At 55.7% G+C, this 26,103-nt stretch carries 24 protein-coding genes; 7 read left to right on the top strand and 17 right to left on the bottom strand.

What is annotated here, in order from left to right; all coding sequences use genetic code 11:
* Nucleotides 1-108 precede the first annotated feature (108 nt).
* Together TH2_RS02070 and mutS are read right to left on the bottom strand one after the other, a co-directional pair.
* On the bottom strand, nucleotides 109-2,850 hold the full coding sequence (locus TH2_RS02070; protein WP_008888732.1) for a [protein-PII] uridylyltransferase: 2,742 nt from the start codon (nucleotides 2,848-2,850) through the stop codon (nucleotides 109-111).
* A 178-nt stretch (nucleotides 2,851-3,028) separates the two neighbouring features.
* Nucleotides 3,029-5,752, bottom strand: coding sequence for a DNA mismatch repair protein MutS (gene mutS, locus TH2_RS02065; RefSeq protein WP_008888731.1), 2,724 nt, complete (start codon nucleotides 5,750-5,752; stop codon nucleotides 3,029-3,031).
* Nucleotides 5,753-5,925: 173 nt separating this feature from the next.
* On the opposite strand from mutS, the gene TH2_RS02060 reads away from it, so the two are divergent.
* A complete protein-coding gene (locus tag TH2_RS02060; protein ID WP_008888730.1) occupies nucleotides 5,926-6,426 on the top strand; it encodes a hypothetical protein in 501 nt (166 codons plus the stop codon).
* Nucleotides 6,427-6,464: 38 nt separating this feature from the next.
* Here the strand turns inward: TH2_RS02060 and TH2_RS02055 are convergent, their stop codons facing one another.
* On the bottom strand, nucleotides 6,465-6,926 hold the full coding sequence (locus TH2_RS02055; protein WP_008888729.1) for a hypothetical protein: 462 nt from the start codon (nucleotides 6,924-6,926) through the stop codon (nucleotides 6,465-6,467).
* Between the two features lie 537 nt (nucleotides 6,927-7,463).
* Between TH2_RS02055 and TH2_RS02050 the strand changes: the two genes are divergently transcribed.
* Nucleotides 7,464-9,731 (top strand): NADP-dependent malic enzyme, encoded by a 2,268-nt coding sequence (locus TH2_RS02050; protein ID WP_008888727.1) that lies wholly within the window; start codon nucleotides 7,464-7,466, stop codon nucleotides 9,729-9,731.
* A 97-nt stretch (nucleotides 9,732-9,828) separates the two neighbouring features.
* Here TH2_RS02050 and TH2_RS02045 read toward each other — a convergent pair whose 3' ends face one another.
* Complete coding sequence (locus TH2_RS02045; RefSeq protein ID WP_008888726.1) at nucleotides 9,829-11,031, bottom strand: APC family permease; 1,203 nt, start codon at nucleotides 11,029-11,031, stop codon at nucleotides 9,829-9,831.
* A 283-nt stretch (nucleotides 11,032-11,314) separates the two neighbouring features.
* On the opposite strand from TH2_RS02045, the gene TH2_RS02040 reads away from it, so the two are divergent.
* Nucleotides 11,315-11,773, top strand: a complete 459-nt coding sequence (locus TH2_RS02040; protein ID WP_008888725.1) for a hypothetical protein — start codon at nucleotides 11,315-11,317, stop codon at nucleotides 11,771-11,773.
* Nucleotides 11,774-11,853: 80 nt separating this feature from the next.
* On the opposite strand, the gene TH2_RS02035 is transcribed toward TH2_RS02040, so the two are convergent.
* From TH2_RS02035 to TH2_RS02000, 8 genes are all read right to left on the bottom strand, one after another.
* Nucleotides 11,854-12,843 carry a glucosaminidase domain-containing protein gene (locus tag TH2_RS02035; protein ID WP_008888724.1) on the bottom strand — a complete coding sequence of 330 codons (990 nt, stop codon included), beginning with the start codon at nucleotides 12,841-12,843 and terminating at the stop codon, nucleotides 11,854-11,856.
* Nucleotides 12,844-13,111: 268 nt separating this feature from the next.
* Nucleotides 13,112-13,681, bottom strand: a complete 570-nt coding sequence (locus TH2_RS02030; protein ID WP_008888723.1) for a NifU family protein — start codon at nucleotides 13,679-13,681, stop codon at nucleotides 13,112-13,114.
* Between the two features lie 427 nt (nucleotides 13,682-14,108).
* Nucleotides 14,109-15,083, bottom strand: a complete 975-nt coding sequence (locus TH2_RS02025) for a DUF2333 family protein (RefSeq protein ID WP_008888722.1) — start codon at nucleotides 15,081-15,083, stop codon at nucleotides 14,109-14,111.
* Between the two features lie 69 nt (nucleotides 15,084-15,152).
* Nucleotides 15,153-15,695, bottom strand: coding sequence for a L,D-transpeptidase family protein (locus TH2_RS02020; protein ID WP_008888721.1), 543 nt, complete (start codon nucleotides 15,693-15,695; stop codon nucleotides 15,153-15,155).
* A gap of 27 nt (nucleotides 15,696-15,722) precedes the next feature.
* Nucleotides 15,723-16,277, bottom strand: coding sequence for an O-acetyl-ADP-ribose deacetylase (locus tag TH2_RS02015; protein WP_051007562.1), 555 nt, complete (start codon nucleotides 16,275-16,277; stop codon nucleotides 15,723-15,725).
* Nucleotides 16,278-16,439: 162 nt separating this feature from the next.
* On the bottom strand, nucleotides 16,440-16,964 hold the full coding sequence (ppa, locus tag TH2_RS02010) for an inorganic diphosphatase (protein ID WP_008888719.1): 525 nt from the start codon (nucleotides 16,962-16,964) through the stop codon (nucleotides 16,440-16,442).
* Nucleotides 16,965-17,138: 174 nt separating this feature from the next.
* Nucleotides 17,139-17,993, bottom strand: a complete 855-nt coding sequence (locus tag TH2_RS02005; RefSeq protein WP_238538643.1) for a glycosyltransferase family 2 protein — start codon at nucleotides 17,991-17,993, stop codon at nucleotides 17,139-17,141.
* Nucleotides 17,994-18,095: 102 nt separating this feature from the next.
* A complete protein-coding gene (locus tag TH2_RS02000; protein ID WP_008888717.1) occupies nucleotides 18,096-19,034 on the bottom strand; it encodes a LysR family transcriptional regulator in 939 nt (312 codons plus the stop codon).
* A gap of 247 nt (nucleotides 19,035-19,281) precedes the next feature.
* On the opposite strand from TH2_RS02000, the gene TH2_RS01995 reads away from it, so the two are divergent.
* Nucleotides 19,282-20,244 carry a DMT family transporter gene (locus TH2_RS01995; RefSeq protein ID WP_008888716.1) on the top strand — a complete coding sequence of 321 codons (963 nt, stop codon included), beginning with the start codon at nucleotides 19,282-19,284 and terminating at the stop codon, nucleotides 20,242-20,244.
* A 23-nt stretch (nucleotides 20,245-20,267) separates the two neighbouring features.
* Here TH2_RS01995 and TH2_RS01990 read toward each other — a convergent pair whose 3' ends face one another.
* Both TH2_RS01990 and TH2_RS01985 read right to left on the bottom strand, forming a co-directional pair.
* Nucleotides 20,268-20,615, bottom strand: a complete 348-nt coding sequence (locus TH2_RS01990) for an antibiotic biosynthesis monooxygenase family protein (protein WP_008888715.1) — start codon at nucleotides 20,613-20,615, stop codon at nucleotides 20,268-20,270.
* Nucleotides 20,612-20,941: an NIPSNAP family protein gene (locus tag TH2_RS01985; RefSeq protein WP_008888714.1), complete on the bottom strand. Its 330-nt coding sequence runs from the start codon at nucleotides 20,939-20,941 to the stop codon at nucleotides 20,612-20,614. The genes TH2_RS01990 and TH2_RS01985 overlap by 4 nt, the downstream gene beginning before the upstream one ends.
* Nucleotides 20,942-21,031: 90 nt before the next feature.
* On the opposite strand from TH2_RS01985, the gene TH2_RS01980 reads away from it, so the two are divergent.
* Nucleotides 21,032-21,712 (top strand): ArsR/SmtB family transcription factor, encoded by a 681-nt coding sequence (locus tag TH2_RS01980; RefSeq protein ID WP_008888713.1) that lies wholly within the window; start codon nucleotides 21,032-21,034, stop codon nucleotides 21,710-21,712.
* 8 nt (nucleotides 21,713-21,720) lie between these two features.
* On the opposite strand, the gene cobB is transcribed toward TH2_RS01980, so the two are convergent.
* From cobB to hrcA, 3 genes are all read right to left on the bottom strand, one after another.
* Complete coding sequence (gene cobB, locus TH2_RS01975) at nucleotides 21,721-22,467, bottom strand: Sir2 family NAD+-dependent deacetylase (RefSeq protein ID WP_008888712.1); 747 nt, start codon at nucleotides 22,465-22,467, stop codon at nucleotides 21,721-21,723.
* A gap of 132 nt (nucleotides 22,468-22,599) precedes the next feature.
* Nucleotides 22,600-23,241, bottom strand: a complete 642-nt coding sequence (gene grpE, locus TH2_RS01970) for a nucleotide exchange factor GrpE (protein ID WP_008888711.1) — start codon at nucleotides 23,239-23,241, stop codon at nucleotides 22,600-22,602.
* A 51-nt stretch (nucleotides 23,242-23,292) separates the two neighbouring features.
* A complete protein-coding gene (gene hrcA, locus TH2_RS01965) occupies nucleotides 23,293-24,351 on the bottom strand; it encodes a heat-inducible transcriptional repressor HrcA (protein ID WP_008888710.1) in 1,059 nt (352 codons plus the stop codon).
* A gap of 305 nt (nucleotides 24,352-24,656) precedes the next feature.
* On the opposite strand from hrcA, the gene rph reads away from it, so the two are divergent.
* The gene (rph, locus tag TH2_RS01960; protein ID WP_008888709.1) at nucleotides 24,657-25,373 is read left to right on the top strand and encodes a ribonuclease PH; all 717 of its coding nucleotides are present in this window, start codon (nucleotides 24,657-24,659) and stop codon (nucleotides 25,371-25,373) included.
* Between the two features lie 78 nt (nucleotides 25,374-25,451).
* Entirely contained in the window at nucleotides 25,452-26,051 is a 600-nt protein-coding gene (gene rdgB / locus TH2_RS01955; RefSeq protein WP_008888708.1) for an RdgB/HAM1 family non-canonical purine NTP pyrophosphatase, read from the top strand.
* Nucleotides 26,052-26,103: the final 52 nt, after the last annotated feature.

Raw genomic sequence — 26,103 nt, 5'->3', positions numbered from 1 at the left:
CCTATCGGCCGGTACATCCGGATCTGATCCATACCGTGGCGTTACCTAGGGTAGCGCATGGGTATTGGATCGATCCGGTTTGTTTTTTTGCGGCGATTGTGAAACGCGCTAGTCGTTGCGAATCGCCTGGGTCAGGGTTTCCTTGACCTGGACAAACTTGGTGCGGCTGTCGATCTTGAGCCCGAACACATCCTTGACATAAAAGACGTCAACCGCGCGTTCGCCAAAGGTGGAAATGCGCGCAGAGGCAATCTGCATCGAAAGATCCCGAAGCGCACGCGTGATGTCATAAAGCAATCCAAGCCGGTCACGGGCGGTGATTTCAATCACCGTATGGGTGCGGCTGGCCTTGTTATCGATAATGACATTCGGTTCGACCTTGAACACCGCGGTGCGGTGCTTGTTGTCCTTGGTCTGGCGGCGTTCGATTTCCTGACTGGGGCGAATCTGCCCGGAAATGACCTTTTCCAGCGTGTCGCGCAGGCGATCAAGTTTGGTGGAGTCGTTAAACGCCTCGCCATTGGTGTCCTGCACGAAAAAGGTATCGAGCGCCATGCCATCGGCAAGGGTCAGGATCTTTGCATCGACGACGTTGGCCCCGCACAGCGCCATGGCGCCTGCAATCTGGGAAAACAGGCCGGGATGGTCGGTGGTGTGGACGGTGATTTCAGTGGCATCAATTTCGGTATCGATGCGGACATCGACTGTGATCTCGGCCCCGGAATTTCGGGCATCACGGGTCAGATGAGCGTGATGGACGTGGATGTCGGTATCAAAGCTCAGCCAATAGGACGGATAGCCGCGTTCGATAAAGTCCTCGATATCCTGTTCCGGCCAGTCTTTCAGCGCATCGCGCAGCGCGTTTTGGGCATTTTCGACGCGCGAATCGCGGCTATCGGCATTAAGGCCGCCTGACAGCATATCATCGGTGGCATAGTAAAGTTCACGCAGCAGGGTGGCCTTCCATCCGTTCCAGACATTGGGGCCGACCGCGCGGATATCAGCCACCGTCAGGCACAGCAACAGACGCAGGCGTTCCTGCGATTGCACCAGATCGGCAAAGGCGCGAATGGTGCTGGGATCATTGAGATCACGCTTGAACGCGGTCAGGCTCATCCACAGATGCGCCTTGACCAGCCAGGCGACCGCCTCGGTATCGGCCGGCGACAGGCCCAGCCGCGGGCAGAGCTTTTCGGCGACTTCGGCCCCGAGCTCGGAATGATCGCCGCCACGGCCCTTGGCAATATCATGGAGCAATACCGCAACATACAGCACACGGCGCGAAATCACCTGACCCATGATGCGGGTGGCAACCGGGGCGTCTTCGGCAAGTTCGCCGGACTCGATCTGATTAAGCACGCCAATCGCGCGGATGGTGTGCTCGTCCACGGTGTAGGTGTGGTACATGTCGTACTGCATCTGGGCAACGACACGGCCGAAATCGGGGATGAAACGCCCCAGAACACCGGCCTCGTTCATCTTGCGGAGCGTCACATCAGGGCTGTCACGCTGGGTGAGGATTTCAAGGAAAACCTCGTTGGCGTCGGGATCGTTTTGCAGCTTGTGATCAACGTATTTCAGGCTTTGCGTGATCCAGCGCAGCGTTTCGGGATGAATGCCGACGCGGTTTTGGTGGGCAACCAGAAACAGGCGCAAAATCTTGATCGGGTCGTTCTTGAAGACATCAAGGCTTTCAACCGTCAGGCGTTCATTGCGCAGCTCAAACCCGTCAATTTCCTTGGTGCCAAACAGCTTGCCGGGAAAACGGATCAGCGGGCGGCGCTGATGGCTTTCTTCAAGGGCGGCACAGAAGATGCGGGTCAGGTTCCCGACATGTTTCACCATCAGATAATAGTGCTTCATGAAGCGTTCGACGCCCGATGCCCCGGCATGATCGGTATAGCCAAGCCGTTCGGCAATATCGCGCTGCATATCGAACGTCAGGCGGTCTTCTTCGCGATCAGACAGATAATGCAACCAGCAACGCACCGCCCACAGGAAGTTTTGTGCCTTAAGAAAGCCGCGTGCTTCCTTGCGCGTCAGGACCTTGAGATCGACCAGCTCCATCGGGGAATTGACGCGATAAAGATATTTGCCAATCCAGAACAGGGTATGGAGATCGCGAAGCCCGCCCTTGCCGTCCTTGACGTTGGGTTCGACCACATAGCGTGAATCGCCCATGCGGGTATGGCGTTCATCACGTTCGCCAAGCTTCTTTTCGATGAACTCGATGCCGCTGCCCTTGACCAGCTCTTCCATGAAGCGGGTGCGAAACAGTTTATAGGTTTCCTCATCACCCCAGACAAAGCGGCTTTCAAGCAGGTTGGTGCGAATGGTGATGTCCTGTTTGCCCATGCGCAGGCAATCATCGACCGAGCGCGTCGCATGACCGACCTTAAGCCCCAGATCCCAAAGCATATAAAGAATGAATTCAACGACCTGTTCGCCATGTGCGGTCTGTTTGTAGGGAAACAGAAACAGGATATCGACATCGGAATGCGGCGCCATGTCACCGCGGCCATAGCCGCCGACGGCGACGACTGACATGCGTTGCTCATTGGTCGGATTGTGCAGCGGATAGACGAACGTGGTGGCAAAATCATGGATCAGGCGGACAATCTGATCCATCAGGAAACTGTTGGAAAAGACCGTGTCCTGCCCGGAATTGCTTTCTTCAAAGCGTGCGCGGATAACAGATCGACCGGCCTCAAGTACTGATTTCAGCTTGTTGAGAACGGCGGTGCGCTGTTTGAAGCTTTTGAGTGCCGGATCGTTGGCGATGGCCTCAAGCTCGGCAAAGACTTTTTTGCGGTCGATGATTTCGCGCTGCTTCTTGATCTTGTAGGTCACGTTGGTCGGTTTCCTCGGCCCTGGCGTGCGGTCTGTTGGCGACAGGGTTTATATATCAATTTTCTTAACAGTTGCCGCACCATAGCGCCAATTTCATCTATCCGCATCAAATGCGTGCGCAAGTCCGATCGGCAGACACGCACCTGATATGGGGATAGGCCGCCTGTTTTGCAGGTGATCAGCCCTTCAGCGACTGAAGACGATACAGCGCATCAAGGGCTTCGCGCGGGGTCATGTTGTCGGGATCAAGATCGGCAACCGCATCAAGCAGCGCCTTTTGCGCGTCCGAAAGGGCAGGGGCGCTTGTGCGTTCCTCCTTGGCGGCCTGTTCGATGGCAACCGCAAACAGCGGCAGGTCATCGGCAAGCTTGGAAACAGCACCACCCTGTTCGCCCTTTTCCAAGGTCTTGAGCACCTGTTCGGCGCGCTTGATCACGGGCTTTGGCAGGCCGGCCAACTGGGCGACGTGAATGCCATATGACCGATCCGCACTGCCTGCACCGACTTCATGGAGGAAGACGACCTCGCCCTGCCATTCCTTGATCAGCATGGTGTGGCACGACAGGTGTTTGAGCTTGGCCGCCAACGCCGTCAGTTCGTGATAGTGGGTGGCGAAAAGACCACGGCACTGATTGATTTCATGAAGGTTCTCAACCACCGCCCAGGCAATCGACAGACCATCAAAGGTCGCGGTGCCACGGCCGATTTCATCCAAAATCACCAGCGACCGGTCGGTTGCCTGATTAAGGATCGATGCGGTTTCCACCATTTCGACCATGAAGGTCGATCGCCCGCGCGCCAGATCATCGGCCGCGCCAACACGTGAAAACAGTCGGTCAATCACCCCGATATGCGCCTTGGCCGCCGGGACGAACGCCCCGATCTGGGCAAGCACCGCAATCAATGCATTCTGGCGCAGGAAGGTCGATTTACCGGCCATGTTCGGACCGGTGATCAGCCACAGGCTTTGTTCATCTTCAAGGCGGCAATCATTGGCAACAAACGGCGCGTCGCCATTTTCACGCAAGGCGGCCTCGACCACAGGATGGCGACCAGCGGTGATGTCAAAGGCAAGGCTGTTATCGATGTTCGGGCGAATGCACCCCTGATCGCGGGCGAGTTCGGCCAGTGCGGCAGACACATCAAGTCCCGCCAGGGCACTTGCACATTTGGCGATGTCATCGGCCTTGGCCAGAACGGCCGAAACCAGTTCGTCAAACAGTTCAAGTTCAAGCGCAAGCGCCTGATCACCGGCCTTGGAGACCTTGCTTTCAAGTTCGGACAGCTCGACGGTGGTAAAGCGCACCGCATTGGCCATGGTTTGGCGGTGGATAAATTCATCCATCTCCATCATCTTGTCGGCGGTCTTGGCCGATACTTCGATGAAATAGCCAAGTACGTTGTTGTGCTTGACCTTAAGATTGGAAATGCCGGTTTGCTCGGTATAGCGGGCCTGCAGATTGGCGATCAGCTTTTTGCTTTCACTCGAAAGCATGCGCAATTCATCAAGCGGCGGGTGATAGCCGCCTGCAATGAAGCCGCCATCGCGTGCCAGAAGCGGCAGGCTTTCGGCGATCGCCCGGCGCAACAGATCAATCAGATCGCCGTGATGGCCCATCATGGTCAAATGATCAGAAAGGGCTTCTGGCTGTGCAGTCAGGCCATCATTGCCGCCATCGGGCTTGTTCAGAAGATTGCCAATCGCAAAGGCACAGGACAGCCCATCGCGCATTGCGGCCAGATCACGCGGACCACCGCGCCCGACCGACAGGCGCGACAACGCACGTTCGATATCGGGGCATTCGCCAAGGGCGGCGCGCAGATCTGATCGCAACCCATCGCGATCATGAAAATATTCCACCAGATCAAGGCGCTTGTTGACCTCGTCCGCGTTGGTCAGCGGGGCGGACAGGCGCGCCGCCAGCAAACGTGCGCCAGCCCCGGTACGGGTACGGTCAATGACCGACAGCAACGATCCCTTGCGCTCGCCCGACTGGGTCTGGATCAGCTCAAGCGACCGACGGGTGGCGGCATCGATTTCCATTGCCGCCCCCTCTGCCACGCGGGTTGGCGGGGCGAGGCGGGGCATCTGGCCCTTTTGGGTCAGTTCGACATAATCAATCAACGCACCGGCAGCCGAAAGCTCGGCGATCTCAAAACCGCCAAAGGCATCAAGGGCCTCGACCTCATAAAGCTTTTTAAGGCGGAGTTGGGCGTTTTCCGCATCAAAGCGTGCGGTCGGCTGCGGGGTGATGATGTTTTTATATTCGGCATAGATGTCGAACACTTCTGAACGGTTCAGCATCTTTTCCGAAAACAGGATTTCACCCGGATCAAGCCGGGCAAGGGCGGCACCAAGACCGGCCATCTCGCACGGCTGTACAAAGAAATCACCGGTCGACATATCAAGCCAGGCCAGCCCGATTTTGCCGCGGACTTCGGATACGGCGGCCAGATAATTGTGGCGCCGGGCATCCAGCAGGCTGTCTTCGGTAAGGGTGCCCGGCGTGATCAGGCGGACAACACCGCGTTTGACCACGGATTTGGCACCGCGTTTTTTGGCCTCTGCCGGGTCTTCCATCTGTTCACAGACGGCCACCCGGAAACCCTTGCGGATCAGACGTTGCAGATAGGTTTCGTGACTATGGACGGGAACACCGGCCATGGGAATTTCGTTACCTTGATGCTTGCCGCGTTTTGTCAGGGCAATATCAAGGGCTTCGGCGGCTTTGACCGCATCGTCAAAGAACAGCTCGTAGAAATCGCCCATCCGATAGAACAGCAGGCAGTCCTGATACTGTTCCTTGATTTCAAGGAACTGCATCATCATTGGCGTCGCACCGTCTCTGGAAAAAGAAGGTGCGGTCGGTGTGGTATCGGATTTATCGGCGATCTGGTTCATGATGACTTGATAGCAAACCCTGAAGGCAAAGACGAGAGCAGGAAACTGGCGGGGTGATAAAACTTGATCTATGCCATTGCAACGCCTGAATTTCTGCGAATATATAAAGATCGTGACCAACAACCAACTGTCGTTTTTCGCGACAGAATAACAGTGAGCAAGGAGCGTACAAAATGGCAGAAGAACAGACCATCCCGCAGGCCCCGGAACTGGTCGGACTGTTTGATACCAAGGACGGTTTCGATGCGGCTCTGCGTGCGCTCCGCGATGCCGGGTTTGAACGCACCGATCTGTCGGTTTTAAGCTCTCACGAATCCATCGATGTGGCAGGCAAGGATGGTCGGTCCTGGTCCGATGTGCTGACCGCACTGGTGGGTGAAACCAAATATGAAGTGCCGCTGGTAGCGTCCGGCGCGATTGCCCTGTTCGGGGGCGCTGCGACGGCGGCGGCTGCGATTGCGGTCGGGGCTGGTGTCGGCGCAGTCGCACTTCGCGAATTTATCGAAGAAGTGACCTCCACCCCGCATACCGAGGATTTCGCCCGCGCGGTGGACGCCGGATCGGTCATTCTGTGGGTGCGGATCGACCCGGACCACGAAGGTGCCGAGGCCAAGGCACGTGCCATCCTTGAAAAGCATGGTGCGACCAACATCCACATGCATATGCCGAAATAAGCCGCTGAATGCTGCTGTATAATGCTGAGCCGTATTTGTTAAAGTACGGCCAGCAATTGAACGCATCCGATGACGAAAAAGATGGCGGAGAAGAACCAAGTGCCGATGTAGAGCATTTCTAGGATGGATATCGCTCTATCTCGCCGTCTTTGTCCTGCTTCTGAGGTCCCACCAGTGCCGTGATTGGCGTTGTGCTCTGACCAGCGCTTATCAGTTAGCTGCCCTTGATAAAAATACGCAAGCATACCGCAACAAAGTGCCGCTACAAGGCCGCATACCATGTAGAAGCCGACATCGGGTAAAGTACTGGCCAATATTGGGCTGTCTTTTGCCAGAGACGGATATGCTGCCATAATCGCAATTAAAGCTGCGCCATTAACCGACAGAACCATCTTGAGGGCAAACAATCCTATTTGAGCTGTTAACTGGTCGGAATGAAGAGCGTGTTCCCAAGACTTTTGATAGTGAATCAGATTTTTCTCATTCTGTGTGTCTGACAAAGCATCACCTCATAAAGATATGAAATCGTAGCATTTTAGCACTTCATAATAATTGTGTGCGATTCCTGTCTAGAGGTCACGATTATTGGTATGTCTTCATTCGCTCTTCCGGTTTTTCGTATCATGGAAAGTTCATAACCGGGGCTCAAGCCCGGCCTTATTTGCGCGGCGCAATAGAAACGCCGATCTGCCGGGCAATTTGCGCGCGTGCGATTATATCCCTGAAAAATCACGGCTTCTTGCCAGCCCGGATGGCATGGCTTTTGGCGCCGGGATGCTCAAGGTTGAATTTTGGCCCGTGAAACAGGTCGGATCCGATGGGCATGTTGCGCCGCAACATACGGAAAACGCTACGTAATTTTGCGGTTGCCGTTAACGTCGCCTTTGACCCGGGGCGCGAAGCCTGATTTATTGGGCGGTCCGACAAGACGGTCCCACGCCGCAAACTTGTCGATCAGGAAAATCAGAACTCAAGAACAAAACAGACCGTACAGGTTGCTTTCCATCCCACCCAAGCAAGCGTCAGTGAAAAACACAATGTCAGATACAGAAATCAAGGTTCGTGACCGTGAAGCGCTGCTGTTTCATTCCAGCGGCCGCCCCGGCAAAATCGAAATCACCGCATCCAAACCGCTGACCACTCAGCGCGACCTCTCGCTCGCCTATTCGCCGGGTGTTGCGGTGCCGTGTCTTGAAATCGCCAAGAACCCGGCGACGGCCTATGATTACACCTCCAAGGGCAACATCGTTGCGGTCATTTCCAACGGCACCGCCGTGCTTGGCCTTGGCAACCTTGGTGCGCTGGCCTCCAAGCCGGTGATGGAAGGCAAGGCGGTTCTCTTCAAGCGCTTTGCCGATGTGGACGGGTTCGATCTTGAAGTGTCGACCGAGGATGTTGACGAGTTCGTCAATTGCGTACGCTTCCTCGGCGCATCGTTTGGCGGGATCAACCTTGAAGACATCAAGGCGCCGGAATGCTTCATCATCGAACAGCGCCTGCGCGAAGTCATGGACATTCCGGTGTTCCATGATGACCAGCATGGCACGGCGATCATTGCGGCATCGGGGCTGATCAATGCCTGCGACCTGACGGGTCGCAAACTTGAAGACATCAAGCTTGTCATCAACGGGGCCGGTGCGGCCGCGATTGCGTGTTGCGAACTGGTCAAAAGCATGGGTGTTGCCCATGACAACGTGATCATGTGTGACTCGCGCGGGGTGATCTACAAGGGCCGTGAAGACGGCATGAACCAGTGGAAATCGGCCCATGCGGCGGATACCGATGCACGGTCGCTTGACGATGCGATGAAGGGTGCTGATGCGTTCTTTGGCCTGTCGGTCAAGGGGGCGGTGACATCAGCCATGGTCAAAAGCATGGCCAAACAGCCGATCATCTTTGCCATGGCCAACCCGGATCCGGAAATTTCCCCGGAAGAAGTTGCTGCTATTCGTGATGATGCGATTTGCGCCACCGGGCGTTCGGATTATCCGAACCAGATCAACAACGTTCTGGGCTTCCCGTATATCTTCCGCGGTGCGCTTGATGTTCAGGCATCCACGATCAACGAGGACATGAAGATTGCCGCAGCCCACGCAGTGGCATCGCTTGCCCGTGAAGACGTGCCCGATGAAGTGGCGGCGGCCTATTCCGGGCGTCGTTTGCAATATGGCCCGGAATATATCATCCCGGCCCCGTTTGACCCGCGCCTGATTACGGCCGTGCCCAAGGCGGTTGCCCAGGCCGCGATGGATAGCGGTGTGGCGCGTCGTCCGATCATTGATATGGAAGAATATGAAAATCAGCTGCGCGGTCGTCTTGATCCGACGGCAGCCCATTTGCAGCTGATTTCCGATTATGTCCGTGCGCACCCGAAACGCATCGCCTTTGCCGAGGGTGAGGAAGAAACGGTGATCCGCGCAGCGGTAGCGTATCGCAACTCCGGCTACGGCACGCCGATCCTGATCGGGCGCGAAGACCGCATCCATGAAAGTGCCAAGAAGCTCGGTATTGAAAGCCTTGATGGTGTTGAAATCAGCAACGCGGCCCTTTCCAAGCATAATGCGGAATATGCCGAGTTCCTCTATCAGCGCCTGCAGCGCAAGGGCTTCCTGTGGCGTGATTGCCAGCGCATGGTCAACCAGAAGCGTAACGTCTTTGCATCTGTCATGGTGGCACAGGGTCATGCCGATGGTTTGATCACCGGTCTTACCCGGAACTTCAATCGAAGCTTCGCCGATGTTGCCGGTGTGATCGATGCCAAGCCGGGCGAAATCCCGATGGGGCTTTCGATTGCGATTGCCAAGGGCCGGACGGTGTTCATCGCCGATACCCGTGTGCACAACCTGCCCAATGCGGAAGAACTGGCCGAGATCGCCATTCAGGCGGCCGCCAAGGCCCGTCAGATGGGGCATGAGCCGCGTGTGGCGATGGTTTCGCACTCGACCTTCGGCAACCCCTATAGCGAGGATACTGACCGTATCCGCGAAGCCGTTGGCATCCTTGAAAGCAGCAATGTCGATTTCGAGTTCGATGGCGACATGGCGGTTGATGTGGCACTCGATACCGAGCTTCTGAAGCTTTATCCGTTCTGCCGTCTGTCGGGTCCGGCCAACGTTCTGGTCATGCCGGCGCTCCACGCGGCAACCACGGCCTCCAAACTGCTTGATAAGCTTGGTGGTGGCACGGTGGTTGGTCCGGTGATGATCGGTCTGGAAAAGCCGGCCCAGATCGCCCAGATGGGGGCAACCGTGAACGATTTGGTGAACCTGGCAGCCCTTGCCGCCCACGAGGCAGAGCACGGCTAGGCCGTTCTGAAATCAAAGATCAAAAAGGCGGAGCTGATTTTTCAGGCTCCGCCTTTTTTTTGTTCGAGGCAGGGCGAACCTTAGAGGGGCAGGGGGCTTATTCGACCGGCTGTCCCAGAATGGCGATAGCAGCCCCCAAGGCGGCCAGCAGGGCAAAAAACGCGGCCTTGCCCGGATTGCCACGGCGCATGGCAATGATGGCCGCCAAGGCCGCTTGCAGACCGTAATAGATGGCAAAGGCGCGCGATGCGTAACTGACAATCGCAAAGATGTCCGCCGACCATGTCAGTGCAATACCGATAATCCCCAGCGCCAGATAGGCCTGGGCTTCGGTAATGCGGTTTTGCGATAGTTGGGCAAACAGTCCGCCTGATCCACTGGTATCGGCAATTGCGGCACTGAATTGCGATGCCATGGCGGCCGCCACCAGCATGAACGGCAGTATCGGGGCGACGATCCCCATCATGTCGATAATGCCGGTTTCCGACGATGTGATTTGATCTGGCGCGAAGACATAGGAAATCAGAAGGATGTAAATCAGATAGATCAGGGTCGACAGCCATTGGGCAAGGCGCATTGAACGGATGCGGGTTTTGGCATCATAGCTTGATCCCAGATAGCGCGATGTTTCGAACCCCTGAACCGTGATCAGAAGACCAAAGGCCATGGTGATGGCAGGCCAGCCCGTGACGTTTTGGGGATTGAAAACCAGCTTCTCGTCGATGGCCTGTTCGCCGAAATGCGCCATCAACCCGACCAACAGACCGGTAATGATTGCCAGTTTCAAGCCGACCGAAACATATTCCATCTGCTCAAGGCTTTTGAACCCGTGTGACCAGCCAACCACAATGATGATGGCAAAAACACCGCTGGTCATCAGCTTGGCATCAAGGGCGGAATCAAATGGTGTCAGGCTAAGCGAAAAGGCGCCCAGCAGATTGAGGTAATAGGTCACCGAAATGATATAGGCAAAGGCCAGCGCCCAGGAAGACAGGGTTTCGACCCGTTGGGCCAGTTTGCCATATGAACCGTCAATGATGGCGTCTTCGCCAGCCGCAATATTGGCGCGGATCACCGCGCCATAGAGATAGGCCACCAGACAAAGGGCAAGCATGACCAGCGGTGCATAACCGCCGTATCCGACATTCAGCACCGGTCCGAGCAGCAAAAAGCCACTGCCGATGATCGAGGCCAGCGGCGTTACAACAGCACGCCACGTGGTCGACCGCGAAACGCGGGGCATGGACAGCACAATTGCAATGCTGACAGTTGCGATGGCAATGATCAGATCGAATATCACGTTTTTTGCTCGGACTTTCGGAATGCGGCGCGCTGATTTCCAAGGACTGGAAACGGGTCGGTATCGATTAACATATCAGGTGATGTCTGTATCTCTGCCATCAGGAAACACGCAAATAAAATCAGCCTGCAGTCTTCACCGGGATGAATGGTAACCTGTTTGGCATAGATATCCCGTTGTCGACGTTATTGTTGGCAGGATGTGACAGATGACCTGATTTTTGCCACATCATGGCGGCAGAAGTCAGGCAAATCGCAAAACGACCAGAAAACAGGAATCGCTCATGGGCCAGTTGACCCGGTTTTTCGCCGTTATCATGTTTTTACCGCTGCTTGCCGCCTGCGAAGATGAACAGGTCAGCGGACCGACAGCCGATGAAATCACCACGGCAGTGATCGAACGGTTTCGCGATGATCCCTATGCCAAGGTCGGCCATGTTGAAAACGTGACCAAAACCAACAGCATTTCCGAAGACGATGACGAAGTGCTTGTCATGGTGCGTTATGAGCTGGTGTTTGATCGCACGGTTGCCGACTTTGCCGATGACGTGACCGAAAAGGGCAAGGCGGCTGGAACGATGGACGATGTCGGCAGCACGGTGCGTGATGCGCTTGATCTGGTGAAAACCAAGATGCTGACGCTCAAGGAAGGCGAATACAAGGTGGGCGACCGTCGGGTGGTCGAGGATGAAATCCGGTTGCTGAAATCGGAAAAAGGCTGGATTTATCGCGGACGGCCATAAGGGTCTGCTGATATCCGAACCAAAAAAAGGGACCCGTTCGGGTCCCTTTTTATTTGGTTTTCTGGCTTTGTCCCTTGGGATTATTCCTCAAGGGCGGCGAGCACCTTTGGCGGCGGCGGGACATCGCCTGCCGCAAAATCAAGACCATCAAGCTCGTTCAGCCCGTTCACACTCATGATGGCATGCAGGCTGTCGACATATTCTTCGCCGCGCTCGGAATATTTGGTCAGGGTCTCGGCCAGTTCCCAGCCACTGATAAACTTGCCGTCGGCGCGAAGGGTTGCGCGACGTTCGCGCAATTCCTGATAGGCCGGGTGCGAGTTGATGTTGCGTGCGTAGGCCCGCACACTGTCCATCAGGCTACCAAAGGCCTTGATGACGTGGGTTTTGCCATCTTCGCGATCCTTCGGCACGATGCCTTCATCGTCGCCCCAGGCCCATTGACCGAACAGGGCATTGCCTTTGCGCACAAAGCGCGACGTGCCCCAACCACTTTCCTCTGCCGACTGGGCAAGGATCAGGGAGGTCGGGATCACATCAATGCGTTCAAGCAGGGCGTTGATGCCGCCATCGGTCACGCGATAGCGCTTCATCAGCTGATTGACCCATTGCTGGTCAGCTTGGCTGACCGGGGTGCCGGATATGCCCTTGGCCTGAATGGCCATCAGGCGTTCACGGCGCGCGGTGATTTCTTCGTTCACGCGCATGGCCAGCGGCAACATGATTTTCAGGAAAAGCTGTTTGCGCTCTTCAACCGATGCCAGTTCGCCAAGGCCTTCGGGCACACGCTTGATATAGACGCGCGGGACCTCGCCCACCTCATTGAGGTGATAGCCGATGCTTTTGAAATACTGGCTGAGTGCGATGACTTCCGGGCCGCGGCGATAAACCGTTTTCTTCTTTTTGATAACGGCTTCATCTGCCGTGACTTCGACGGTTTCTGTCTCGAAACCTTCCGGAGTTGGAGAAAGATCAATTCCGGCGAAAAGCCCAATATACAGGAAAACAACCGCCCCGAAAATCGAAGCGAGCGCAACATTCCTGTAACTGTTTGTTTTTGCGCTAGTCATTGTTGAATCTCCAGGATCAGTCGAACTGTCCATCCCAAGTGGAGGTTATCTATGCCTGCCGCGCGCGATGATCGCAACGGGCAATATCTCCGAGAGTTGAAAACGCCAAGAAAACCTTTTCGTTCAGCGCATAATTTTTACGCCCGGCGCGGGTTAAAGTTCACGCCGGGCGTCTGAATTTGTTAACGACTCGTAAATCCGTGCGCGGTCAGTTCACCGGATGGTCGGACGCCATCTCGTCGGTGAGGTGCCCGAAACCCGGTCAGGTTCAGTCAGCCATGACCGGTTCAACGGCCTGAACTTCGGGCACGTAATAACGCAGCATGTTTTCGATGCCCATCTTGAGCGTCGCGGTGCTGCTTGGGCAGCCGGCGCATGCACCGTGCATTTCAAGGAAGACCACGCCATCTTCGAAACGGTGGAAGACGATGTCACCACCATCCTGTGCCACGGCCGGGCGCACGCGGGTATCAAGCAGTTCCTTGATCTGGCTGACCAGTTCATCATCGCCTTCGGCAGCAGAGCTGGTACCGGTGGCGGCGTTGGAATCCTGATCGAGAACCGGCTGACCCGAGGTGTAATGTTCCATGATCCCGCCAAGAATCTGCGGTTTCAGGGTTTGCCAGTCCTTGGAGTCATCCTTGGTGATGGTGATGAAATCACCGCCGAGGAAAACACCGGCAATGCCATCAATTTCAAACAGCTTGCGCGCAAGCGGCGATTTGATGGCTTCGTCACCCTTAACGAAGTTGGCGGTGCCAAGACGGCCCATGACTTCTTCGCCCGGAAGGAATTTGAGTGTCGCCGGATTCGGGGTTGGTTCGGTCTGAATGAACATTTTCGGCTTGTCCTCTCACTCTGATTGTCGGGACTTCAGGATCTGGACCCGCTGATATACATGTAATGGCAGCTACAAGGCTTGCGAAATACAAGGAAAGGCCCGTAGAGCGGGCGGGAAATCCCGGTCAAGGGGTTTGACGCAGGAGTTCGCAAGCCTTGTAGCTGTCCTTCGGGTTGATCGGAGTTGCGCGGTCTACTTTGTCGCAAGGCATTGCAAGATGCATATCTTCCTGCTGCCTTGCTTCGCGTATCCACACAACTCTGAGCAACCATTGCATATATATCAGCGGGTCCAGACCCTAGAGCCCACTCAACAATCTCTATTTCATTTGGTTAGGCCCTAAATGGGGCAAAAACCACAAAAGATCAAGTCGCAGCGCGCAACTCAGGTATTCCGGATGGCGTGTTTCGTGATCACATTGACGTCAACGTTGCAGAATGCTGCTGATTTCGCGCATCTGGGTACGGGCCCGCAGCAGATAAAAACCAAGTCCCGCCAGATGGTTAGGGAAGACGATGCCATCGGCCGATCCGTTCACAACCACCATCGGGTCAAGTGCGGCCGCCGCCTGCAGGGATCCGATCATTTCTGCCCAGACCGATGCGATCTGGCGTTCATTGATGATCTGTTCGAAGTCGGTGCCAAGATCGCGCAAGATCAGGCTATAGGCATAAAGGCGACCCTTGGTGGCATAGAAAACGTCATCGGCCGTGCGATCAAAGATCGACGGATTTTCCACCTTATCATCAATCAGGGCAGAGGCCGAGCCAAGGTCATTGGCAATGCGGTTCAGTGTTTCCTGAAGGTTGTCGGCACGGCGTTCAAAAACCGCATTTCCGTTGGTCAGACGGGTATTGTAGTTTTGCAGGGACCGGATTGCCTGACGGTATTGCTGTTCGGACGTGACACCGGGCAGCAGCGAAACACTGGGATCAAACACCCATTTGTCGCCACGGAATTTCAAAAGGCCGGCGGCGTCATCCAGATCCGGGTCAACCTGACTTGACCCACGGGCGCGCCCGATCTGATCGGAAAGCTCGATCGCAAAGCGCGACAGGGCATAGACAATCCCGGTCTGGAAGTTCGGCATGTTATCAAGGGCTGCACTTGGCAGGAAGAACGGGTCGTTCGCGGTCCAGCGGTTCTGGTTGACCTCGCGATCAATCAGGGCTGCGGCGGTGTTGACTGCATGACTGCCGCCCTTGTAATTGCCGATAAAGTCGGGGTTGTCATCGATACGATGCACAATCGCCATGCCTGCCGGATAATAGATCACGGCAATCAGAACGATCACACCAAGGCTGCGCACCCAGAACTTGCCCGATCCGAAAATAGCTTTCAGTCGGGAACCAAATCCTGCAACGCCGCCTTTTTTATAGAGATAATCGTCTTCAATCATGACTTGTCCTGTGAATTGATCCGGCAATTGAACCTAGGCGCTGTGCACCCAAACGGCAAGTCCATGATTTTACGCAGTGATGGTGATGAACGTTTCAAAAGTCGCCAGTCCAAGCAGTGTTTCAAGATCCTTCTCGGCCAAGGCAACACAGCCTTCGGTGCCGGCATAATCGGGTTTGGCGATATGCATGAAGATCGCCGATCCCTTTCCGGGCACGGGAGGGTCATCATTATGGCCCAGAACGACGATGATGTTATAGAGATCATCCTTGCGAAACAGCTTTTCATGGCTGGCATCAAACGGCAGGCGGACCGGGCAGTTATAGTCGGGATGACCCGGGTCATCACACCAGCCGTCGGAAAATGAAATGGTGGTGACCGGAAGCTTGGTGCGCGGGCTGGGTCTGCGATCGGCACGATACATCACATAGCGCAGCTGCCAGCGACCGGCCGGCGTTTTGCCATCGCCTTCGGTTTTCTGGTCGGCATCAATCACGCCATTGATCCCAAGCGCACAGCGAAAAGTGTGTTCACCCACGCTCAGCACACCGTCTGGCGAAGCAAACAGTTCAAGCGGTCGGGACGGCGAAGGTGCAGCAGCGTCGCTTTGCATTCTATTGATGGACCTTATCGTATTCGATCATGTGCTGGCATAGTGCTGGCACGCAGCTTCAATATGCTGACGCGCTAATGGTGAGAAACAACAAAGGTAAATTTGTGGCATTTGCGCCAATTCGCCAGTCAGCTCACAAATGGTTGATACGGCGATTTTGGCCGCCTGGTCTTCTGGATAGCCAAATATCCCGGTTGATATGGCAGGAAACGCCACAGAGGCCAGATTGTTCTCGACCGCCAGCAAGATTGAATTGCGATAACAGCTTGCCAGCAGATCGGCTTCACCATGGTCCCCGCCATGCCAGACCGGGCCGACGGCGTGGATGACGTATTTTGCCTTCAGGTTAAATCCGGGTGTGATTCTGGCATCACCCGTCGGGCAGGGGGCAAGCGGCCGGCAGGCGTTTGCCAGTTCAGGACCCGCCGCATGATGGATCGCACCGCACACACCGCCGCCAGGCAACAGGGCCTCGTTCGCGGCATTGACGATGGCATCGACATCAAGTGTGGTGATGTCACCGACGGTAATTCTGATGGCATGGGTTTTGTCGGGCGCGTTTTTGCGGGTCACGAATAGCATCCTGAAACGTGAATTCTTCCCTCAATACCAACCTGTAAGGGTGGTGCCCCTGCACCAAAGTAGTGTTGCGCAACCGATAAGTCAAAAAACAACGCTCCGCCAAATCTGACGGAGCGTTGCATTTTAAATCCGGTACCTGTCCGACGACGGGTTGAATGCGGCTTATTTGCCGAGGCGGGTAACGCCTTCTTCGATCAGTTTGGCAGCCTTTTCAGCGCCTTCCCAACCGGTGACCTTAACCCATTTGCCTTTTTCGAGGTCTTTGTAACGCTCGAAGAAGTGTTGGATCTGATCGCGCAGGATCTGCGGCAGATCTTCGTGGGATTTGATGTCGGTGTAGTACGGGTCGATCTTGTCATGCGGAACGCAGATCAGTTTTTCGTCCTGACCGGCTTCGTCTTCCATGATCAGAACACCGATCGGACGCGCACGGATCACCGAACCGGCAACGACCGGCTCGCGGAACATGACCATTGCATCGACCGGATCGCCATCTTCGCCAAGCGTGTTGGGGATGAAGCCATAGTTGACCGGGTAATACATCGAGGTGTGCAGAAAACGGTCCACAAAGACAGCACCGGAGTCTTTATCGACTTCATACTTGACCGGTCCGCCCTGCGGAATTTCGATGACGACGTTTACGTCCCACGGAACATCCTTGCCAACGGCAATCTTGCTGAGATCCATCTGGGAAAATCCCTTTCGCTTTTTGAACGCATGCCCCGATCACCAGGGCGGCTGATATGAGCTTCTAAGATGCAAAGACGCATCCGAAGGAAAATGATGCCGACCTTTTATCGCGAAACGCCGTCGCTTCCAAGGGGGTCGACGTGCTTCCTTGGTCGAAAATCCAAAAAGGGGTTATTCACCAGCTTTCTGGGAGTTTTGACGAACGGATATCATATCGTTGCTTGCGTTCAGGGGCAGGAAACGTTCCGGATCACCCATAAGCATCTCTTTAAAAAGCTTAGCGTTGTCATTACCGGTTTTGTCCGGTTTGGGCACCTTGCGCTCATGGAATAGATGCAGGACCGGCGAGCAATATTCGACATTCTTGCGTTTCAGCCCGGAACGCAGAAGACGCAGAACAAAGTCTGAATCCTCCAATCCATGGCCTTCGTAACTTTCATCGAAGCCATGAACTCTGTCGATGTCGCTTTTGAAAACGGCAAGATTGCAGGTTTGCGCCTTTTGCCAGCACTTTTCATGTTCCCAAAGCCACGGGCCGTTATGCGGCAGTCGAACGAACTGAAACGGCCGGTTGGCAAAACCAAACAGGGCGGTCAGAAACAGGAGTGGACGCGGCCATTTGTGAAAGGCCCATTTGCGCGTGAGTAGGGTGTTGGTCAGCCGTTTTTTAAGGAAGACCCGTTTACCCGATACAAGGCAGCCCTTGGTTGCGGCCTTGCGGTGACGCGTGATGAAATCGGGCATCACACAGCAATCACCATCAATAAAGATAACCAGATCGCCTTCACATAATCCGATCGCACCATTGCGCGCTTTGGCTACGCGAAAGCCCATGTCTTCGTGCCAATAATGTTTGACCGGAATCGGATTTTTGGCAGCGAAGTCCTTGATGACCTGTGCGGTTTCATCACCCGACCCGTCGTCGGCAATAACGATTTCGAAATTGCGATCCTTTTGATCGGCAAGCGATTTCAGCACCAAGGATAGTGCTTCGGGCCAGTTATAAGTCGTGACCACGACTGACACCAAGGATGTCATCTTCCCCACATAACCCCATTTTTGGCTTACGGCTTTTTTTTTGTGCCCAAACCCTAACCTTTCACGCGTCCAAGGACAACGACAATGGTGTTACATCACCTTTTTGCGGGCAAGGGATGCGGTTTTCGGGTTGATGAGTTCGCGGATCCAGTTGGCGGCTTCGATCACGATCGGGTCTTTTTCGCGGGCGGGACGGATCAGCAGGCGATACCACCAGTGTGAAATGAAATCCGGGAAATTAAGTGGCACCAGTTCACCGCGCTCAACGTAATTGCGCGCAACAACATCGGTGCTGGCAACGATGCCCTGACCGGCACGTGCGGCTTCAAGCGCCCAGATATGGTGGCTGAAGGTCCAGCAATCCGCGAGCGAGAAGCTGGCATCCTTGAACCATTGTTCGATCTGGGAGAACTGTTCGCTGTCACTGTCGATCAACAGGATATCGCGCGGGCCGAGTGTCGCGACGTCAACATTGCTGGCATCATAGCCGCGCTTTGCGAGCCATTCCGGGGCGGCAAAGGCGGTATAGACTTCAGGGGTCAGAAGCTCGGTAATCCAGTCTTCGGGACCGGGCAGGTCCTTTGGCGCGATCTGAAGGGCGAGATCAATTTCAAGCGGATCAAGACCGTCATCAAATTCAATCTTGCGAAATTGTACGGGAATGTCGGCCGGCAGCCGGTCGCGCAGGTTATCAAGCTCATACAACAGCACAGTGAGTGCCGGGGTCGCCAGCGCACCGATGCGGATCGCCTTGCCCTTGTCCGGGCCGACTTCACCAGTGATGTCGGCAATGCCATCAAGCGCCTCGGTCAGGCGCGGCAAAAGAAGCTCTGCCGACTTGGTCAGGGTCAATCCACGGCCCTTGCGGGTAAACAGCACCACGCCAAGGTTTTCTTCAAGCTGGCGGAGCTGATGACTGATCGCACTTTGGGTGACATGCAATTCTTCTGCGGCCCCCTTCACGCTTTGATGGCGTGCAGTGGCTTCAAAGGCGACAAGGGCGCGCAACGGTGGGAGCTTTCTGCGCATCGTGGGTTTCCATCCGGAGAGCATTACTGTCTTTTATTCTGTCTATCAGGCCTGATCGAAAAGTGGGCCAAAAAAATCTCAACAATGGCTGAAAAAGCTTCATTCGTATTTTTCCAAACAAGCAGGCAATATCATTGTCATACAGGGTTTCCGGCCGTAATGACTTATGCCTCCTTGCGCCACCACGTAAGCAGCCTCCCCCCAACTGCCGGAAACCCCAACATTCCTTTCGAAACCGGGATTGACCATGACCGCAACGCGACTGAGCGGAAATTTCCGCGGTGTCCTGTGGATGACGGCTGCCATGGCATCGGGCGTTTTTGTCGATGTTTGTGCCAAGCTTGTTTCGCATGATGTGCCAACCTCGCAGATCCTTGCGATGCGTGCCCTGACCACCGTTGCGGTGTTCCTGGTCATCATCATGTTTATGGGCACGCGCCAGATCCGAACGCGCCGCCCGGTGGCGCATATTGCGCGTGGCGTTTTGTGGTACGGGTCGCTGTTCTTTGTGTTCTTCGCGCTCCGCCAGATGAGCATCGCCGAGGTCAACGCCTATCTGTTTATCGAAGCCTTGCTGACCGTGATGTTGGCGGTGGTGATTTTGGGCGAGAAACTGACTACGCGCAAAATCATCGCAACCCTTTTGGGCCTTGTTGGCGTTTGGGTGATGTGCGTGCCGCGCATGGATGGCTTTGGCGTGCCGCTGGGTGTGGCTGCGGCCCTGATCGGGGCGTTCTGTTTTTCCGCCCAGACCCTGTTTGCCAAGGTGCTGACCCGGACCGAAACCAATTTTTCCATGCTCTTCTGGCCTCAGATCATCGCGGTTGCGATCTGGGTGCCGATTGCGATGATCACCTGGTATCCGGCCTCAATGGCTGATTGGCTTTATGCGTCGGGTGCCGGTTTCTTTGCCATGCTGACCAACTACATGGTGCTACGTGCAGTGCGGGTTGCGGATGCCAGTGTGGTGTCGCCTGCGGCCTATACGGCCCTGCCATTTTCGGTGGCGATGGATTTGATCTTCTTTGACATGCTGCCCGTGCCGGTCATCTTTATCGGTGCCGGCATCGTGGTGCTGGCCGTGATGCTGCTTGATTACAAGGGCGGTGCCAAAGCGGTCGAGGATGCCGTGGAAGAAGAATTCGCCGAATTTGCCGAGAGTAGCGAAATCGGGGATGAAGAAGCATCCCCGAAACCGGCAAAGGCCTGAGCCCCGATGACCGACGTTACAGATCAGCGATCATGTTGTGCGCGGGAGTCATCCGGGGCCTGATCACGGTCATGAAGGCCGTAATCACGGATCACGCCAGCCACCCGCAAACGGTAATCCTCAAAAATCTTGTGTCGCCCCTTGATCTGGGCAGTGCGGTGGTCGCCCAGGTTGCGCCAGGCGGCAATTGCGTCCTCATCGCGCCAGAAGGACAGCGATAGAACCTTGCCGGGATTGGTCAGGCTTTGAAACCGTTCGATTGAAATAAAGCCATCCATGGTTTCAAGAACGGGTTTGAGATCACCGGCAATCGCAAGGTAATCGTCATAGCGTCCATCGTGCGGTGTGACCTCGAAAATGACGGCAATCATGGTTTGATCAGCTCCGTATGCGGCGTGGAGGCAATTTTCAGAAACTGGCGTTCTTCGCGCAGGATGAATTTTTCGCGCTGGGAGAATTCGTAGTTCTCGCGGCCCAGCGGATCGTCCTTTAGCCGCGCGCGATAGGCTTCATAGGATGCCAGATCGGGCAAATGATAGATACCATAGGCGGTCGAGACTGATCCTTCATGCGGGGCGAAATAGCCGACAAGGTCAGCCCCGCAACGCGGGATGGCCTGCCCCCAGTTGCGGGCATATTCCATGAAGGCGTCTTTCTTGTACGGGTCGATTTCATAGCGAATGAAGCAGGTAATCATGACAGCGTCCTTTCAGGAGAAACATCTTGTTGGGTGACGTGGCCCATTATCCTGATTGCTGCGCATTAATGCTTCGATTAGCATCGAACTATGAAAGAAGGACCCGATATCGCCCGCGTGGCCGCATTGCTTGGCGACCCGGCGCGCGCAAATATGCTGACTGCACTTATGAGTGGTCGTGCATTAACCGCGGCCGAGCTGGCCCAAGAAGCCGGTGTGACACCGCAAACTGCAAGCTCGCATCTGGCGAAGCTTGAAGCCGGTCAGATCGTAGTGCCGCGCAAACAGGGGCGGCATCGTTATTTCACGCTCAGCGGCCCTGATATTGTCGAGGCACTGGAAGTCCTGATGGGGATTGCCAATCGGGTCGGGCATAACCGTGTGCGCACCGGCCCCAAGGATCCGGAACTGCGCAAGGCACGGGTTTGTTATGACCATCTGGCCGGGGATATGGGGGTTGCGTTGTTTGACGGCCTTGCCAAACGCAAACTGATTGAAAGCAACATCAATGGTGTTGCCCTGACACCGGCCGGGATCGAATTTGCCAACACGTTTGGCATTGATCTGGATGGCTTGCGGGCCAAGCGCCGACCGCTGTGTCGGGAATGCCTTGATTGGAGTGCCCGACAGTCGCATCTGGCGGGCTCATTTGGGGCGGCATTGCTCGAGCGGTTTTATGATCTGGGTTGGGCCCGACGGATTCCGGAGTCGCGCGTTGTACGGTTCAGCGATGCCGGCGAAAAATCATTCCGTGATTTGATCAATCCCTAGGCCAGCTATCAATCACCGAGCAGGGCAGAAACAAAGGCCGGAACCAGTTCGGTGGCAGGGCCATAGCGGCTGTGATCAAACAGTGTGGCACCCGAACTTGGTTCGAGATTGAGCTCGACCGTTTCAGCCCCGGCTTCTTCGTGGGCGACCTGAACAAACCCGGCCGCAGGATAGACATTGCCTGATGTGCCAATGGAAATGAAAAGCCCGCATTCGCCAATGGCTGCGTAGATGCGTTCCATCTCGAGCGGCATTTCGCCAAACCACACCACATGCGGGCGCAATCCACCGGCCTTGCCGCAACTTGGGCAGGGGGTTTCCTTGGCAAGGTCGCCCGGCCAATCGGTCAGAAGATCACAGTGATTGCAGCGGATTTTCAAAAGCTCGCCATGCATGTGGATCAGGTTTGTTGACCCGGCCCGGCCATGCAGGTCATCAATGTTCTGGGTTACCAGCAACACATCACCGGGCCATTCGGCCTCCAGCCGTGCCAGGGCCAGATGGGCGGCATTGGGCACGACATCGGGGTCATGTAACCCGGAACGGCGGTCGTTATAGAAATGATGCACCAGATCGGGATTGGCAATGAATGCCTCAGGGGTTGCGACCTCGGAAATATCGTATTTCGCCCAGATACCGTCCGCGTCGCGGAAAGTATGCAGTCCGCTTTCCTTGGAAATGCCAGCCCCGGTCAGGATGACAATCGGGGCGTTTTCATCGCGCAGGATATCGATCAGGTCGGGGCGAAGCGGCATGGTGTGCGGTCCTGTGCTGGTGATCAGTGCCGGTAGCCTAATGCAAACAAAACACCCCCGCCAAGTCTGTCTGGCAGGGGTGCATGCGAAACCGATCCGCTAAAACCGGTTTATCTGAAATTTTTCTGGCGATCAGGCAGAGGTATCGACATTCCCACCCGGGGTGTCGGTCTGGCTTGGTTTTTCACCGCCCGGATTTTTGGTCACACCGACCATGGCCGGGCGCAGCAAGCGGCCCTTAAGCACGTAACCGGCCTGCATAACCTGTGCGACGTGGCCGTCCGGATATTCCGGATGCGGCAGTTCAAACACGGCCTGATGTTTGTTCGGATCAAGCTTTTCACCAAGCGGTTCGAGCTTTTCGATGCCGTTCTTTTCAAGCGCCTTTTGCAGGGCCTGTTCGGTCATCTCGACCCCATCAAACAGGGTTTTCATCGCCGGATCGGCGTTGGATGTATCGCCCGCGGCATCAAGCGCGCGGCGCAGGTTGTCACTGACATCCAAAAGGTCGCGGGCAAATTTGGTGATGGCGTAGTTGCCGGCATCCTCGACGTCTTTTTTGGCGCGGCGGCGGGTGTTTTCCACCTCGGCGGCCTGGCGCAGCAGACGGTCTTTCAGTTCCGCGACTTCGGCTTCAAGTGCGGCGATCGGGTCCTGGGGTGCGGCGTCCTCAACAACTTCCTCAGTCGCCTCTGCTGCGACCTCTTCCGAAGCGGTTTCCTCTGCATTGACGTCCTGCAGATCTTCCGGAGTGTTCTTTGCGGTTTCCGACATGGCTAACCTTGCTACTTTCACGTTATGCGGCCTGACACGCAGCGCCGCGATTTATCCAATCAGTCGACCGACCAGCTTGGCGGTGTAATCGACCAGCGGAATGATCCGGGCATAATTGATCCGGGTCGGTCCGACAACCCCGATTGCACCCACAATGCTGCCTTCAGCATTCTGATAGGGCGAAATCACCATCGAAAGACCTGATCCGCCGAACAGTTTATTCTCCGACCCGATGAAAATCTGAACGCCTTGGGCATCCGTCGTCACATCGAGTAGTTCAATCATCTGATCGCGGGCTTCGAGCACGTTAAACAGGCGGCGAACGGTCTCAAGCTGTTCAATCGTATCGATATTTTCCAGCAGCTGGGATTGCCCCTTCACAATCAGGGACGATCCCTTGACCCCGCCGGCCCATGTTGCCAGACCCGCATCAATCAGATTGGCGGAAAGTTCATCAAGCTCCTGCTTGAGACGATCACGCTCCTTCGTCATCAAAAGGCGCGCATCATCAAGCGTCTTTCCAGCCAACCGGGTATTTAGATAGTTTGCCGCTTCTGTCAATGCCGAGGCGGGCAAATCAGGCGGAACATCAAGGATTCGGTTCTCGACACTGCCATTATGGGCCACCAGAACGGCCAGAACCTTGCCCGGCGACAGGGCCACGAATTCGATCTGTTTTAGGCGAATGCCATCTGTCTTGGGTGCAACCACAAGTCCGGCACAGCGCGACAGGCCCGATAACATCGTGGTTGCTTCGCCCAGCATCTGATCAAGCGAATAACCCGCCTGTTCACAGTTTTTGGTCAGCTGGTCGCGCTCGGCATTGGGGAGGTCACCGACTTCCATCAGGGCATTCACAAACAGTCGCAGGCCCTTTTCACTGGGCAGGCGCCCGGCCGAAATGTGCGGCGCGACCAGAAGACCCATTTCCTCAAGATCGGACATGACATTGCGAATGGTCGCAGCCGAAAGGTTTTCCGACATGCGACGCGCGATGGACCGCGATCCGATCGGTTCACCGGTTTCGACATAGGCATCGACAATCTGGCGGAACACTTCACGTGACCGCGCATTCATGTCGCCCAGCAATGTATCGTCAAAATGCGCCATGTGTTGCGTGCCAATTGATCCAGATGGGTGAAGCGTAAAACGTGAGGAGAATTTAGTCAGGCAAACGCATTGCGTCAATTGCACGGCCTATTGCTAAGCCATGCTTGTAAGTTTGGTCGAAGTTGTTGGTTTAACTGCTTTGCGCCAGGATTGCACCAGAACAGATAAAAACATCCGGGGAAACTGCTGGACGTTTGGTGGGGCACATCTTACTTTGGGCCAAATTTTTCAGGACAGTTTCGCTTCGTGCGCGGGCATTCAAGTCGCCATGAACGCAAGCCCAGACAACCAAGAGGTTCCTTCTCATGCGCCCTTCCGGCCGTACCCCCGATCAGCTTCGCGATGTAACGATTGAAACCGGCGTTTCCAAATATGCCGAAGGCTCATGCCTGATCAAGTTCGGCGACACGCATGTGATCTGTACCGCCACGGTCGAAGACAAGGTGCCGGGCTGGATGCGCAATTCCGGCAAGGGCTGGATCACCGCCGAATACGGCATGCTGCCGCGCGCAACCGATAGCCGCATGCAGCGCGAAGCCGCGCGCGGTGGTCAGTCCGGCCGCACCCAGGAAATCCAGCGCCTGATTGGCCGTTCGATCCGTGCGGTTGCCGATATGAAGGCGATGGGTGAAATGCAGATGCGCCTTGATTGCGATGTCATTCAGGCCGATGGCGGTACGCGCACCGCATCGATCACCGGTGCCTATGTGGCCGCCCATCTGGCGTTTCAGGGCGTGCGCCGCCTTGGCCTGATCAAGGAAATTCCGCTGACCCAGCCGGTGGCAGCCATTTCGTGCGGTATCTATGAAGGTGAAGCAGTGCTTGATCTTGATTACGCCGAAGACAGCAATGCAGGGGCCGATGCCAACTTCGTGCTGGCGGGCAATGGCGGCATTGTCGAGGTACAGGCAACCGCCGAAGACGTACCGTTTGATCGCGCATCCTATGATCAGATGTTCGAGCTGGCCGAAAAAGGCTGCAAGGAATTGTTCGCCAAGCAGCGCGAAGCGCTTGGGCTTTAAGGCACCGTAATATTAACGGCGGGCATCGGGCCTGCCGTTTTTTCGCATCAGTTGGATATCGCAGTTTCAGGCAAGACCATGGCCCGTCGTTTCACGGAAAAAAAACTCGTCATCGCCAGCCACAACAAAGGCAAGATCAAGGAAATCGCCGAACTTCTTGAACCGTTTGGCATCGAGGTCTTCTCGGCCGGTGAGCTTGACCTGCCCGAACCCGAAGAAACCGAAAAAACCTTCATTGGCAATGCGCAGCTGAAATCAACGGCGGCGGCCAATGGGGCTAATCTTCCGGCCCTCGCCGATGACAGTGGTTTGGCGGTTTCGGCCCTTGATGGCGCACCGGGGATCTATTCCGCGCGCTGGGCTGGCCCGGACAAGGATTTCGACATGGCGATGGAAAAGGTCAAGAACGGCATTGGCGATCACCCGGATCGCCGGGCATCGTTCATCTGTGCCCTGTCGCTGGCCTGGCCGGACGGGCATGTCGAGAATTTCGAAGGCCGGGTTGAAGGCGAGATCGTCTGGCCGAAACGCGGTGCGCACGGCTTTGGCTATGACCCGATTTTCCAGCCCAAAGGCTACGGGGAAACCTTTGGTGAAATGGACCCGGCGAAAAAGCATGAAATGAGCCACCGGGCCGATGCCTTCCGCCAGTTGGTCAAGGCCTGCTTCGAAGACTGATTTCAGGTTTAACCACCTGCATTGAACTTATGCACGCATCGCGGATGTCATC

Source organism: Thalassospira profundimaris WP0211 (genome assembly GCF_000300275.1).
Lineage (GTDB): Bacteria > Pseudomonadota > Alphaproteobacteria > Rhodospirillales > Thalassospiraceae > Thalassospira > Thalassospira profundimaris.
This window is presented reverse-complemented; position numbering and strand designations above follow the sequence as displayed.

Excerpts from the sequence above, each read along its gene's own strand:
- mutS (WP_008888731.1), bottom strand. The coding sequence starts at position 5,752 with ATGAACCAGATCGCCGATAAATCCGATACCACACCGACCGCACCTTCT.
- TH2_RS02060 (WP_008888730.1), top strand. The coding sequence starts at position 5,926 with ATGGCAGAAGAACAGACCATCCCGCAGGCCCCGGAACTGGTCGGACTG.
- TH2_RS02050 (WP_008888727.1), top strand. The coding sequence starts at position 7,464 with ATGTCAGATACAGAAATCAAGGTTCGTGACCGTGAAGCGCTGCTGTTT.
- TH2_RS02040 (WP_008888725.1), top strand. The coding sequence starts at position 11,315 with ATGGGCCAGTTGACCCGGTTTTTCGCCGTTATCATGTTTTTACCGCTG.
- TH2_RS02035 (WP_008888724.1), bottom strand. The coding sequence starts at position 12,843 with ATGACTAGCGCAAAAACAAACAGTTACAGGAATGTTGCGCTCGCTTCG.
- TH2_RS02030 (WP_008888723.1), bottom strand. The coding sequence starts at position 13,681 with ATGTTCATTCAGACCGAACCAACCCCGAATCCGGCGACACTCAAATTC.
- TH2_RS02025 (WP_008888722.1), bottom strand. The coding sequence starts at position 15,083 with ATGATTGAAGACGATTATCTCTATAAAAAAGGCGGCGTTGCAGGATTT.
- TH2_RS02020 (WP_008888721.1), bottom strand. The coding sequence starts at position 15,695 with ATGCAAAGCGACGCTGCTGCACCTTCGCCGTCCCGACCGCTTGAACTG.
- TH2_RS02015 (WP_051007562.1), bottom strand. The coding sequence starts at position 16,277 with ATGCTATTCGTGACCCGCAAAAACGCGCCCGACAAAACCCATGCCATC.
- ppa (WP_008888719.1), bottom strand. The coding sequence starts at position 16,964 with ATGGATCTCAGCAAGATTGCCGTTGGCAAGGATGTTCCGTGGGACGTA.
- TH2_RS02000 (WP_008888717.1), bottom strand. The coding sequence starts at position 19,034 with ATGCGCAGAAAGCTCCCACCGTTGCGCGCCCTTGTCGCCTTTGAAGCC.
- TH2_RS01995 (WP_008888716.1), top strand. The coding sequence starts at position 19,282 with ATGACCGCAACGCGACTGAGCGGAAATTTCCGCGGTGTCCTGTGGATG.
- TH2_RS01990 (WP_008888715.1), bottom strand. The coding sequence starts at position 20,615 with ATGATTGCCGTCATTTTCGAGGTCACACCGCACGATGGACGCTATGAC.
- TH2_RS01985 (WP_008888714.1), bottom strand. The coding sequence starts at position 20,941 with ATGATTACCTGCTTCATTCGCTATGAAATCGACCCGTACAAGAAAGAC.
- TH2_RS01980 (WP_008888713.1), top strand. The coding sequence starts at position 21,032 with ATGAAAGAAGGACCCGATATCGCCCGCGTGGCCGCATTGCTTGGCGAC.
- cobB (WP_008888712.1), bottom strand. The coding sequence starts at position 22,467 with ATGCCGCTTCGCCCCGACCTGATCGATATCCTGCGCGATGAAAACGCC.
- grpE (WP_008888711.1), bottom strand. The coding sequence starts at position 23,241 with ATGTCGGAAACCGCAAAGAACACTCCGGAAGATCTGCAGGACGTCAAT.
- hrcA (WP_008888710.1), bottom strand. The coding sequence starts at position 24,351 with ATGGCGCATTTTGACGATACATTGCTGGGCGACATGAATGCGCGGTCA.
- rph (WP_008888709.1), top strand. The coding sequence starts at position 24,657 with ATGCGCCCTTCCGGCCGTACCCCCGATCAGCTTCGCGATGTAACGATT.
- rdgB (WP_008888708.1), top strand. The coding sequence starts at position 25,452 with ATGGCCCGTCGTTTCACGGAAAAAAAACTCGTCATCGCCAGCCACAAC.